This is a genomic window from Aliikangiella coralliicola (assembly GCF_007004725.1).
GTDB lineage: Bacteria > Pseudomonadota > Gammaproteobacteria > Enterobacterales > Kangiellaceae > Aliikangiella > Aliikangiella coralliicola.
Map to the genome: position 1 here is coordinate 395,637 of NZ_ML660161.1, position 13,484 is coordinate 409,120.

At 41.4% G+C, this 13,484-nt stretch carries 9 protein-coding genes; 6 read left to right on the top strand and 3 right to left on the bottom strand.

Going from position 1 to position 13,484, the window contains the following annotated elements; translation table 11 throughout:
* Positions 1-159: 159 nt before the first annotated feature.
* Positions 160-1,473 carry an NAD-dependent malic enzyme gene (locus tag FLL46_RS04650; protein WP_142892311.1) on the bottom strand — a complete coding sequence of 438 codons (1,314 nt, stop codon included), beginning with the start codon at positions 1,471-1,473 and terminating at the stop codon, positions 160-162.
* 180 nt (positions 1,474-1,653) lie between these two features.
* On the opposite strand from FLL46_RS04650, the gene FLL46_RS04655 reads away from it, so the two are divergent.
* The 3 genes from FLL46_RS04655 (at position 1,654) to FLL46_RS04665 (ending at position 3,450) form a co-directional block, all read left to right on the top strand.
* Entirely contained in the window at positions 1,654-2,340 is a 687-nt protein-coding gene (locus FLL46_RS04655; RefSeq protein ID WP_142892312.1) for an adenine nucleotide alpha hydrolase, read from the top strand.
* Between the two features lie 92 nt (positions 2,341-2,432).
* A complete protein-coding gene (locus FLL46_RS04660) occupies positions 2,433-2,840 on the top strand; it encodes a hypothetical protein (protein WP_142892313.1) in 408 nt (135 codons plus the stop codon).
* A 250-nt stretch (positions 2,841-3,090) separates the two neighbouring features.
* Positions 3,091-3,450: a DUF4156 domain-containing protein gene (locus tag FLL46_RS04665; RefSeq protein WP_142892314.1), complete on the top strand. Its 360-nt coding sequence runs from the start codon at positions 3,091-3,093 to the stop codon at positions 3,448-3,450.
* Positions 3,451-3,550: 100 nt separating this feature from the next.
* Here FLL46_RS04665 and FLL46_RS04670 read toward each other — a convergent pair whose 3' ends face one another.
* Entirely contained in the window at positions 3,551-5,974 is a 2,424-nt protein-coding gene (locus FLL46_RS04670; RefSeq protein ID WP_142892315.1) for an alpha/beta hydrolase family protein, read from the bottom strand.
* Between the two features lie 378 nt (positions 5,975-6,352).
* On the opposite strand from FLL46_RS04670, the gene FLL46_RS04675 reads away from it, so the two are divergent.
* The 3 genes from FLL46_RS04675 (at position 6,353) to FLL46_RS04685 (ending at position 11,775) form a co-directional block, all read left to right on the top strand.
* Positions 6,353-6,796, top strand: a complete 444-nt coding sequence (locus FLL46_RS04675) for a hypothetical protein (RefSeq protein WP_142892316.1) — start codon at positions 6,353-6,355, stop codon at positions 6,794-6,796.
* Between the two features lie 527 nt (positions 6,797-7,323).
* Entirely contained in the window at positions 7,324-9,561 is a 2,238-nt protein-coding gene (locus FLL46_RS04680; RefSeq protein WP_142892317.1) for a zinc dependent phospholipase C family protein, read from the top strand.
* A 408-nt stretch (positions 9,562-9,969) separates the two neighbouring features.
* Positions 9,970-11,775 carry a hypothetical protein gene (locus FLL46_RS04685; RefSeq protein ID WP_142892318.1) on the top strand — a complete coding sequence of 602 codons (1,806 nt, stop codon included), beginning with the start codon at positions 9,970-9,972 and terminating at the stop codon, positions 11,773-11,775.
* Positions 11,776-12,086: 311 nt separating this feature from the next.
* Here FLL46_RS04685 and FLL46_RS04690 read toward each other — a convergent pair whose 3' ends face one another.
* Positions 12,087-13,472, bottom strand: a complete 1,386-nt coding sequence (locus FLL46_RS04690; RefSeq protein ID WP_142892319.1) for an ABC transporter substrate-binding protein — start codon at positions 13,470-13,472, stop codon at positions 12,087-12,089.
* Positions 13,473-13,484 lie beyond the last annotated feature (12 nt).

Below are 13,484 nucleotides of genomic sequence, written 5' to 3' on the forward strand. Positions count from 1 at the left end.
ATGATTGAGTTGATAGATTATTACTATGAATTTGAGGATGAGATAGTTTAGCCTTGTAATGCTAACCAGCACCAAAAGTGATTCCAGTGCTGACTAGTTCCAATTTTTGTGGCGTTTCCAGTACCAATCAGAATTTGAGGATTTGCGCCAGGCTTTCTATTAGTGCTTTTTACCGACCACGTCGACAGCACATTGGTAAACCGCTTCAGAAACTGCCTGATGTGCTTCTTTGTTCAACGCCGAAGGGACCAATGCATCTTCTTTCGCCAGGGCTGACAGGGTTTCTGCCACTGCGATTTTCATTTGGTGGGTTATCTCCGAAACACCGGCATCCAGGGCGCCGCGAAATAACCCCGGAAAAGCCAGCATATTGTTAACGGTTTTTCCATCTGTCGCAAAAATCGCGCCTTGCTCTAGTGCAATCTCTGGTTCTATTTCTGGATCGGGATTGGTGAGCGCCATAATGATTTGACCTTCTCTGACCATTTCAGGTTTTATTAAACCTTTTACGCCAGTTGTTGCGACGACAATATCTGCTTGTTGCATTAATTCATCGAGACTCACTGGGGTGCCACCTTGGCCGCGCAACTTTTTCTTTGCATCTTCATTAATATCCGCCCCGAGCACTTCTTTAACACCATAATCTAGTAGCAAATTACAGATCCCCATACCGGCAGCACCCAAACCGATTTGGCCGAATACTTTATCTTTGATACAGACGCCAACGCGCTTAGTGGCAGTGAGAAGTGCGGCAAGGACCACTATTGCGGTGCCGTGTTGATCGTCGTGAAACACGGGCTTGGAAATTCTGGAAATTAACTCTTCTTCAATTTTAAAACACTCAGGTGCTTTGATGTCTTCTAATAAAATCGCACCGAAAGAAGGAGAAATTGCTTCTACAGTCTCGATGATTCTGAGTGGATCTTTTTCTTTTAAAAGAATTGGAACGCCGGAGACTCCTACCAGCTCAGATAAAATAGCAGCCTTTCCTTCCATTACCGGTAATCCGGCCTCAGGCCCGATATCCCCTAAACCGAGAATGGCGGTTCCATCTGTTACTATCGCGACGGTATTTTGAATGTTCGTGTATTCTTTAATTTTTTCCGGTGATTTTTTGATCGCTTCGCAAACTCTGGCTACACCAGGTGTGTAAACGTCACGTAGCACTTCAAGCGAGTTGATTTCAATACTCGATTGAGTTTTGATTTTGCCGCCTTTGTGACGGTTGAAAACTCGATCTGATTTACCGACAATTTTCGTTTCCGGTAGTTCGTTGATTTTATCGACCAGCAATTGCATATTCAGGGAATCATCATATTCAATGGTAATTTCCCAAATAGTGTCACGATATAAGCGACGCACCGCGTTTAAACCTTCAACAGTAATTCCCATATCGCCGACTATGGTCAATACTTTGGCCATATTGCCCGGTTGGTGAGGTGCTTCAACAAGCAGTATTTCCACGATTTTCATAGGGTTGTTAATAACTCATCGGATGACAGGTGTGATTAAAAGGAGCTTAACAGAGTAAGCGGATTTCTCAACCAACAAAATGTTCTAGTGATAAAAATAATTTCTAATGATAGAAAATCCGCTAATATGACTGCAAAATTCTGTTGGTAAAACACTATTGGCATTTCAAGTTAAAGTATTATGCAAAATCAAAAAAGTGAAAAAGTCATCGTAAGCTGGTCGTCAGGTAAAGACTCAACTTTAACTTTGTTGCGATTGCTGGAAAAACCAGACTATGAAGTCGTTGGACTTTTTACCACTTATTATCAGGACTATATTCCATTTCAAGCAACACCTCTGGAAATGCTTAGAGCACAAGCTGAACGAATTGGCATTCCACTCATTACTCAGGAATTACCGAAAGTTTTTCCTGACAACAAGGTTTATCAATCCTTGGTGGTTAACGCGCTGCAAAGTTGTGGAATTGAATTCGACGCTGTGGCGTTTGGTGATATGTTTTGTAATGGCATTGTCGATTATCGGCGAAGCTATATTGAGCCCGCTGGGTGGAAATGTGTGTTTCCTCTGTTAGGTGAAAATACCGATGCACTTGCGCAGGAAATTATCGACAGGAAAATAAAGACATTCGTTTGCACTGTTGATACGACCCAGTTAGATGGGGGATTTGTCGGTCGGCAGTTTGATCGTTTGTTGTTGGAGGGATTACCTGATGGTGTTGACCCTTGCGGTGAGGACGGTGAATTTCATACTTTTGTGCATGATGCGCCCTGTTTTAGCGAACCGATTCATTTAGAGATGGAAGAGATAAATCGAGAGTCTCGTTTTCATTACCAGAAATATAAAATTTTAAAATTAAACCAGCTATAGTAAACATTACTAGAGAAAAAGCTGGTGAGGAATTTCACAGCACCTCACTCGCCCTGTCACAGACGCCAAGTCGATGCTAAAAGGAGAGTACAATGGTTAGAAATATACTTTCGGTAATTGTTGGACTGGTTGTCGGGTCTGCTGTGAATATGGGGTTGATAACTGTTGGTGCGTCAATTGTGCCACCGCCACCGGGTGTTGATGTTACAGATCCCGAAAGCATCAGTGCTTCTATGCATCTATTTGAAGCGAAGCATTTTATCGTACCATTTCTTGCCCATGCATTGGGTACATTTTCCGGGGCATTGGGTGCTTTCTTTGTGGCCAAATCACACCAGAATAAATTTGCCTATGGGATTGGGGCTGTGTTTTTATTTGGCGGAATTTATGCGTCATTGATTATTCCTGCGCCAACCTGGTTTATTGTGCTTGATATCGCTGTCGCGTATTTACCCATGGCCTGGGCTGCTATCCAAATTGGCAAACGATTTGGCCGATGATATGCGAAAATCCCTGAGGGAGTCATTTTCTCCTCGCGCTTTTGTAACGATTTTCAATACAAACGCCTACTATTCTCTACATTTTAATACTACTTTCACACGCCGCCCAAATTTATAATCTATTTAAATTCTCGCTGGTCAATATTGGCAAATACTTCAATCATTACTCGATAGAGGCGTTGAGTTCCCGTTAATTGGCCAAACAAAAGCGTCAAACTGTTATTAGCAAAAAATGTAAAAGGTTATTGTTATGAAGAAAATATTTATTGGTGTTATTGCTTTGAGTTTATCTGCCTGTCAAGCGATTAAGCTGAGCCCTGGAGCTGAAAAAATTCGTTTAACTCACAAAGAACCAGGCAAAGAGTGTCAGTTTTTGGGAGATATTACCGGTAATCAGGGAGACTTTTTTACCGGAGGATTTACCTCAAACGAACAGCTGGAAACTGGCGCGCGAAATGATTTGAAAAACAAAGCACACACTATGGGAGGAAATGTTATTTACATTCTTACCCAGCGCGCCGGGCAGACTAGCAGTTATGACTCTGAGCACGGTGGTGGTTCTTCTCAGACGAACGTGACTTTAACTGGAAACGTATATCGTTGTTCGTAGTAGATAAAGGATTCGGTCTGCAGGACCATTTCGGAAGAAATGAAATTCGTAAGTGACGACCTGAAGTACGAATACTGGTCGTCACCTTCGTTACTTCATTTTAATTTTTTGCGCTTTTAACTGTAGTAGGCTTAACATATTTCTCAAGCCACTCATGTTGTTCCCATAAAAGATGAAGTAAAGACTCACGAGCACGGTAACCATGCTGTTCATGAGGCAACATCACCAGACGAGCATTTCCGCCAAGTCCTTTCATCGCAGCAAACATACGCTCAGATTGCATCGGAAATGTTCCAGAATTTGGATCTTCTTTACCGTGAATCATTAACATTGGCTCATCAATTTTTTCCGCGTGAAAAAATGGAGACATGTTCGAGTAAACTGCCTGGCCTTCCCAAAAGCTGCGTTCTTCGCCCTGAAAACCAAATGGTGTCAATGTGCGGTTGTAGGCGCCGCTTCGGGCAATGCCTGCTTTAAATAAATCACTATGAGCAAGTAGATTAGCGACCATAAATGCACCGTAAGAATGACCGGCAATCGCGATTCTGTCAGGATCCGCAATACCCTTATCAACCAGCACTTTAACCGCTGCTTCAGCACTATCAACTAATTGTTTTCTAAAAGTATCATTGGGCAAATCGTCGTCGGCACCGATAATCGGCATTTTGGGATCATCAAAAACAGCAAACCCTTGAGCTAAATGGGGCAGAGGTCCCCAATAGCTAACTCGAACAAATTCATACGGAGAATCTGTTACCTGGCTGGCAACACTCTTATCTTTGTATTCTAGCGGGTAGGCCCACATTAATACGGGCAGACGCCCTTGCTTTTCGTCATAATTTGGCGGAAGGTAAAGTGTACCGCTTAACTCAACGCCGTCTTTTCGTTTATATTTTATCAGCTCTTTTTTGATCCCTTTGAAGGCTGGTGAGGGGTGTGGGAACTGGGTGAATTGTGAAAGTTTTTTATTCTTGATATCACGAATAAAAAAGTTGGGTTGCTCAGATTGTGATTCGCGTAAGGTCAAAACCTTTGTCGCATCATCACTAATGGTAACAACCACTCTTTCATAATAAGGAGCTTCCGATTTCCATAAACGCTTCTTTTTTTGAGAGGAAAAGTCATATTCATCCATGAAAGGAATGTTGCCTTTCGGAGACGCGCCTCGACCGGTTAATAAAACCTTATTGTTATTACCTTGTACCTTGATTACATCTACGCCAAATTGATTTTTATGATAAACAAATCTTCCCGGATCTTTGTATCGGTCGTTATAAGAACGCTGCTCGAATATCACTTTTTCGGCATTCGGATTATCTGGAGAAAACTTCCAGGCGCGATATTGCCTGTCACTAAAGCGCCAATCGCTAATAATCGCGAAATCTTTGTTTCCCCATTCAATTCCCGCATAGCGCCGTTCGACTTTTTGTAGTAGCTCCGCGGGTTTAGTGAAAGGCGCCTTCCAAGTATGGACGGAATCATGAAATGCGACTGACTTTTTCATATCCCCGCCATCAAGGGCTTCGGCCCAAACGAGCGTTGCTGCTTTATCTGATCGCCAGGCGATACTTCGCCGTCCTTCTCTAACGGAGTCAAAACCTTTAGGTATGTTTTCACCTGATGGTAAGTTAGCAACCTGTTTAACCAGTTTGCCTTGAGTGTCCCAAACTTCGGTAAGTAAGGGAAAACGATAGGCTGGAACCAGGTATGAAAATGGTTTTTGGTATTGGGCCACCAAAAGATATTTTCCATTGGGAGATTGTTCATAAGAACGAAACATGCCTGGTTTACCCAATTTTTTTACTTTTCCTTTCAGGCTAATTTCAGCGATCTGTGAAGTCGCCAAAAATTCAAACAGTGCTTCGTCTTGAGGGGTTTTTAATAAGTTTGAATAGGTTCTTACAGCAGCTTTTTGTCCACTGGTGATTTGAATAACCGGTTCAATATTTTCGAGTGATGCTTTGGGTTTCTGATTTGCGCTACTTACTGTAACTCTTGTATAAAAACCTTTTGAATTACGCTTCCAGCGATATTTGCTGCCACCTAAAGATGCGTTGATATAGGATTTGGAAACCCGTTTAACTTTTTTCTTTTTGAGGTTGTAATTCCATAGGCTAAGTCCTTTGCTATTTTCGAGAACAAATGCTAGGTTCTTTGAGTCTGGAGAAAAAGATACATTCATGATTTTGCCTTTTGGCAAATCGTTCAGTACAACTTTACCATCACCCTGAAGTTGTCTTAATGTTATTCCTGTATAACCACGCGAGCGGCTAGGTGCAAAGATCGCCGAGTTTATTTTTAGTCCCGCCAGCTTTTCTTCGGGCTGCGCCAGCTCGCTGATACTGGGAGCGCCAGGACGTTGCAACAGCGCAACCCAAACCTTGTCCGGCGAAATTGTGGCACCAGGTCTTCTAGGAGCATCGACCAGGTCAGCCATTAGTTTAGGGGGGTTTTGATAGCCTGAATCAGCGAGAACAAGCCCACTTAAACAAGCTAGCAGTGTCAGGGTCAGTAATTTTTTCAAGTCGAATTCTCCCTATTTAATGTTGTTTTTGTATTTTCAAAGTAGGCTTTGCTACGATAATTTGTCGTTGTGCGATAGAAACCATGTTGTAAACTAACATTTTAGAGCTAATTCAACCAAGTAAAAATTGACACATTCAGTTGACAGTGAAATGGTCATCCAATGACTTCAGTATCAAATTTTTAATGTGTGAATCTCAAATATATATGGCAAGCAACTCAAACAAAACGAGGCTTGAGTTTTCAAATTAACGATCAGTCAATATAGGTAGCCGAAATGAGGATCATTTTTTCAGTCATAATGCTCGTAATCGGTTTGACCGCTTGCGTACCAACCTCCGGGGTATTCAATTATCCCCGTGGTGAGGGGGGGAAGGCTATGTCAATAAGTGGGACAACGCCGCCCATGAGTTTCGCTCATGATTTAGAAAGTGGGCATTATTTTGTCACCACAAATCCCTATGGTAACGCCGTTATATTAGATATCCGATTAACCAAATACGAAGTTGTTAAACTAAAATCGGGGATTGTTAAGTTGTCGAATGATGGCGTGAAATATGAAAAATTTATTTTTGAAGATTTACAGTTTTCGCCGCCGACAAATCCAAATTGCGGTTTTGCTAAATTGCTGGGATGTAATAATTTTTATCGATATACGGCTGAGTTGCGTCTAGGGAAAAACTCGACAATCAATATTCCTCAAAAAATTGGTGATAAAATTTGGATCATTCCTCCCCAGATTATTTATGATGATAAAGTTATAAAATTAGAAACTGTAGTCTTTGAGAACAAGAAAAAGTACTGGTTGACGCCATTGCTTTAAAGTATGAGCTAAAGTGTCTACGGGAATAGAGTTGTCAAGTCATGGACTTAACAAAATGGCGCGATGGAATGCTAAATGGATCGGTTGTTAAAATTTGGGACATTAACTTCATTTGAGACTTTTGCCTGGAAAATTTTGTAAGCGCTCAAACAAGGATTATTGGGAAAAACTACTGGGCTTTTAGCGGGTTCTTTTGTAGTATGTCGTCATTCTTCGAAGAGCACTAATTCTGGCCAGTTGTAGTCAAGTCTGCCAACCCACTCAATTAGCCAGATCAAATAAAATCAACCTGATGAAATTATGTTCTTCTCACAAGAATCGATTGTTAGTTTTGAAGCTGGGAAGGGGTTTGTAAGGGAAGTCAGATTCTTTATCAATTTGTTCGTTTATCTCTTCTGTTTAAAATTTAATCAAATATATTTAGACGGTTACCAGAGTAATGACCACGCAAGCGTACGGCTGTGGAGTTGATTTGGTTACCTGGTATTAATGTGATTAATTGAGTTTGTTCACACGATAGGAAAAGTATGAAATTAAAATATTTATTTGCCGCATTGGTATTGTTAATTGGCTTCAACACGAATGCGTTGGAACTAAAAACTCACCTCTACATTGGTGAAGAAATTTTGGCCGATCTCGAGGATGGAAAGGTAACCATTCAGCCATTTGGAGAGTTCGAAGTTGACTCTACCGTCGTTTCAAGGATTTTGGCGAACCGAGATTATTTTCTATTAGGAACGATTGGCCCTGATGTTTTGCCTGATTTTCTGGGAGGACAAATCACCGTCCATGCAGCACAAGGCGGATGGACTACCGATGATTGGTTATCCTATCTTTACAACGCATCGTGGTATGACAATTCAATGACTGCCTTTTATTATGGTTACCTGATGCACTCAGCGGCAGATGTTTTCAGTCATACCTATGTTAATAGTTATGCCGGCGATGTGTTCGATTTGACCGATGAGGATTTATTACAGGTCGAGCTACGTCACAAATTGTTAGAAATGTATATTGCCAAGCATCAACCGGCGAGACCTATCAGTACATCATGGAAAAATACTGTTAATGAGGTGGCGATTAAGAGTCGTCTATTAGACAGTCATCTGGTCGAAGCACAGTACCGCGCCTCTGGTACAGCAAAGTATCTTGCTTTAATGAAAGAATATGAAAACGAAGCCGCTCGACTTGCGCATCCAATCAACATTTTAAAATCATCGATCCATGCGGTCATCAATAAAAATATTGCGCGTCAACAGCACTACCAGGCGTTGATTGCTAGATACGATTCTGAGCATGGTGAGACGACGGAGCAAATTGCAGCACAACAAGCCATTATTGACTCTTTGACTCCGGTTGCTGAATTTGCAGTTTGCGAATTTATTTACAATCAAGATGAGTGGGGATTATTGGCTGATGGTTCTTGGGGAATTGTTAAAACCAAACATGAAATACAAACTGAAAAGCGCGCGCTAGGATTATGCCGATGGAAATCTGAAGTCGATCAGGCAATTTTAGGCATACAAGATGCGGAGGAACTGATCAGAGATCTCGAACAAGCCCTCGCTAACTTTTTCGAAAATAATCCTGATTTAGCTGAGGCGGCAAGAGCACTCGGACTACCGGAAATGACACGTAGTGAAGCAGCTGAAGCGCTTGTTTTAGTTGCAGCACTGATAGTATTCGGCGAAGAACTTGACTTAAAAACCATTGCTCTTAATGCGGCTTTCACCAGATACCGAAGTTACATTGTGAGAAAGGCCGGTCAAGAGTATATAAAAGCCAATATCCAGACTGCGGCAAATATTGTTGACCAAAAAGGACTTGTCGAGACAGTCAAACCGATAGCTGATTGGCTTGCTTGCTATGGCCCGGTTTATACCGGTGAAGCAGGCGCGGTATCTCCTGCAGTTTGTGAAGTTAAAGAAGGATTAGATGAGCTTAGTGATCGACTTCAAGATGAATTGAAAGACTTAGTCAGTGACGAAGAACTACTTAATCTTTATCACTCTTATCAGGCATTTCAGAATGATGTAAAGGCACTAGCTGTCAGGTTAGGCAAAGATATCGTCAAAGAGATACTGACTGATGAACAAAAAGAAATGATCGGCTGGTTAACAAATCATGTTTCAGATGCGTCCTTAACTGCGGCATTTTCCGGCGAAGGAAACAGTGCTCGCTTACTCAAAATTACTGATATCGTAGAGCGAGTTAAAGGGGATATGTATTTACGAGGAGATGGTTCTTTTGATCCACAAAAATTTGCGCCGATATTCAATTCTATGCAATTGTCCAAAATCGCATTTTTAGGCTCATTGGAAATGCAGCGCTTAGGTAAGCTGGCAGGTGTGAATATTATTTACGGTCAAGAATATTATAACTACAGGGGGATTTTTAATATTCTCCATTCCTGGATAGGTAATCTTGACGGTAATCATCAATGGATGGCTGTATCACCTAAACTACCTCGTCAGGCAGGATTTGACGATCCGCGAGAGTCGTATGATCGTGTATTCAGTCAAAATGGTGGTTTGATACTTTGGAATAATGCGAATGGCCGAGAAAAGATCTTTGAAAAACTTTTTATTGGTCCAATTGCACCAGGCATCGAATCTCCTGATCTGATCGGTGAGTCCAATATCTTGCCGTCATATTATGAAAGCCGAAATTGTTATAGCGATCCATTCCAGACTCAAGGTGAAGGTTTTGAGCAGTGCACCCCACTTGCGGCATGGTTAATTCCGATACTTCATGTTCTAAATTAGTCAATTAGACGACAGGCTCAGTCTTAAGAGGCGCTGAGTCTGTCATAGTATTCTTTCTCGAACAGTATTCTTTCTCAAACAGTATCCTTTCTCAAACAGTATTACTTTCTATGGCTGGAGCATCGCTCGTCGGTATTTACTGGATTTAACTGAAATCTATTCCAGCTGAGAAATCTCCCATTTTCCAATCACAAACGAATGCCTGAATATCGAGTCAATTAAACGACTTTTAATGTCGTATTTTTAACTAACCTGAATTCTGGATAAGAAGAGCTCAGGTTAATTAATTAAAATTTTTTGGACGATTAAATTTCTGGTACGTCTTATAGCTATCACTAGGTGTCAGTTTTAACTCAAGTATCGCCAAGTGATGCTAATTTTTATCAATAACTAGGATTGAGGTGAAAAATGAATATTGGAAAGTTTGTTAGTCATCCAGGGGATGGGATAAGGAAAACTCTGGCATCGGCTATTTTAGTTTTTGCGTGTGCAGCGTCTAATGTGTCTGCTGCGCCGTCTGCCGGTCAGATGCTTGATGATTTGGGGCTATATTATGATTATGATGATTATCCTACCGACGACCAGGCAAAATACGCGATGGAGTTACAGCGGAGAATTGCCGCCGATACACCATTTTTGTATACCAGTGTTTTAGGAACTCACAACAGTTACAATTCATCAAAATATGGGATACCGGTATCTTCACTGAATCAAACCGGACAGCATAAAATAAGTGTCAGAGATCAAATTGATCTTGGAGCTGAATGGATTGAACTGGACTATTACAACGATGGTGGAAATCTTGAGTTTTGCCATTCTGAATGGAATTGCATTCGTGGTCGAGAGGTCAAGTTGGCGACAATATTTATCGAGTTGAACGAGTGGGCGAAAGATCAAGATACCTACGACACTGAACGAGTTGTGATGGTTCACGTAGAAAATCTTAACGGAGATAGTGGTAGTGACGGAACAAAGTTTTTCGAGAATTTACGTGATAGAGTCGATATTAGTAAATATGTTTATACGCCTCTAGATTATGAAGCTGATTTTCCTCATGGGCGTGAATATGAAGGGCGAGAAAATGGCGATAACGTCAGGATCAATCTGCCAACAAAAGAAATCACCAAGCAGGTTATTCGTGATCGTGGAAAGCGATTTGTTTTCTTTATGTCTAGTGGTAAACCAGGCTCTGGCAATGAACTCTGGGACGGCGTATTTTGGCATCGGGGCGGCCTGCAAACTAACGCGAGTTGCGACAACAAAGAAGCCCATGATGATTGGGTCAATAAACAGAATGTAGTTGAGTATTGTGGACCACCAGGACCAAGCAATACCGACGGTAAATTTCGTAACAGCGATGCTTTGTGGACCTTCAGTACTTCACAACCGAATGGAGACGGTAGTTGTGTGGTTATCGACGACAATGGTGCCTGGTATGATCGATCTTGCTCTAATACCTATGCAATTGCGTGCCGGCGAAATCTCTGGAACACCGATCATTACCTATTTCCAAACGAACATGATAAAGATAGTTACGCCGAGATTTGGGATGTTGTTACAGCTGCTGATGGCGGAGCGACTTTCAGCGGAACTCAGGACGAAGGAGATGAAATATGTCAGGCGGCAAAAGGCGAAGGTTGGCATCACAATGTTCCCCGGAATGCTATGGAAAGCCAGGTAGTTGTTGATTTGTTAGCAGAGAAAAATCTCAGCGCAGCCTGGGTAGCCTACACAGACCATAATGAAGACGGTATCTTTAAGGTCGATACTGTTGCAGCGGCAAATGATCCTTACTTCGGTAAATATGGTCATGGTAGCTATTTCTCTGTTCATGTGAACTCACCTAAAATGAAAGTAAAAATAAAGAGCGTGAGCCATACCGGTAGCTGTACCGATAACATTAGTGCAACTGGTGGAGAAGTGGCTATTTCTGCACAAACCGAATTGCTGATAAATGTTAATAATTGTCAGGATGAATCGGGAGCTGACAAGTGGAACTGGTCCGTTGAAGTTGACAAGAATGGTACCAAGAAAACTTATACACTCCAGGTCAGAAGTGATGGTAGAGTAAAAGTTTCTGGAAACGGTTTGAGCGATACTGCGTCAAATGGTGAAACAAAAACGGTGAATAGTGGTCATGCGAAGTTCAAGTTAATATCCGCTGACTGGCCATCAAGTTATGACGGTGTTGGATTTATTGTGAAGGAGCCTTAGGAAAGATAGTCGACATATAGAATTGTGAATAATGAGACCGGATTTAGTGAAAAATAAGCTTAAGTTTTGCTAAATCTGGCTCTCGAATCTTTGAGTGAAAAAAGCAATTTTTTAAAAGTGAATTTTGGTTGATTCAATATTTTAGTACGAGTGATATTATCCCAACAGGTTGGTTATCTATGTTCGAGTTTCAAGTAGGTTCAAGGAATTACAGACAAAAGCTGGCAACTCTTACCCATTCTTCAAATTTTAAAAACCAGTTCAATTGAAGTTAACGCAAAAGGTGTTCAAATATTGAGGCCAGGCCTACTTCAATTATCCATTTCAGGTATTTTTTGTTGGCATTTCGGTAATATTTTACTCGGCTCAATCAAACGAAAGAGCTTTAATTGTGCATCAATATTATCACCATATTCGTCAAACCTTATTGAACCACTAATACCGACAAAATGTAGTTGTTTGTGTTTCTTCAATAATGGAATAAGTTGAGGGTAGTCTTTCTTTGTAATTGTCTTTCCTGAAGCTGTCAGCAGTTTTACTGCCCGCGAAAAATTAATTCCCATTTCATATTCGATTGTTTTAGCGAAGGCAAATAGCATCACCATGTCATAAATGTAGGTTGCGTCATAATCAAGGCTGTCTGTATTCAGAAGTTTTCGAATCTGATTTTCAATATCTAGATTAGCGGTTGGCGCAGGTATGATATATTGAACGCACTTTTTCACTTTATCTAATTTTGTATCGCTGACTATTTCTGCTCGCATCGTATCGCCAAGAAAAATCGTTGGCAACGGACCGCGCCACAAGGCTTCGATTTTCTGTAAAAATGCTTTGATTTGAATGACAGGTAAGGTGATTATTATCGCCGTTGGATTCGATTTCCTGATCATGTTCATTTCATGCTGTAAATCCATGTAGGCTATGTCTGCCAAGGGGGTTAGTCGAAGTTCTCCAGTCACCTTGCCATTATATCGCTCGATACCGAGTTTGATGCCATCAAGAATTTCATTGCTGTATAAGTCGCGACCGGCGACGACATATACTCTTTTTAATCGGTTAAGGGAGTCTAGATGATCAAGAATATAATTAACCTGTTGTCGGTTACTGGGCACCAGTCGCCAATAAAGATCGATACCTGGAAGTTGATTAATCTGATTTGCTGTCGCAGTTGAAGTGATAGCAGGAATATTAAGCGGGATCGCAACCTGCCTTAAAACTTCATAAGAATTATCCGAAGTGACAGGCCCAAGAATTGCTTCAACTCGATGAAGTTCAATCATCTTTTTAGCGAGCTTTACCGAGCGATCTGGGGAATGATGATCGTCACCTCGCAAAACTGTGAGAGGGCGTCCACCAATTCCTCCCATTGAATTAATTTCGCTGACTGCCAGATCAATTGCTGCTACCTGAACCGCAGAGTATTTTGCGCTAATACTTAAGCCAGCCAAAAAGCCAAAATTGATCGAGTTTGCAGTGGTTGGTTGCGAGTCTGATTGAAATATTCCAAGGTCTTGTTTAACGCCTTTGTTCGTTGGAATCGCCATGAGCTCTTTTAGGCTAATCGATAATAAGTCTCTCTCTTTGGCATGAAGGGGCGCAGAGAAAAACAATACTAAGTAAGCGACAATGACCAGGAACTTTTGCATCAAAATTGGCGTTTCGTTGTTCGTTGTCGATAGTGACGAGTGAGTGGACATAGCATGTGATTT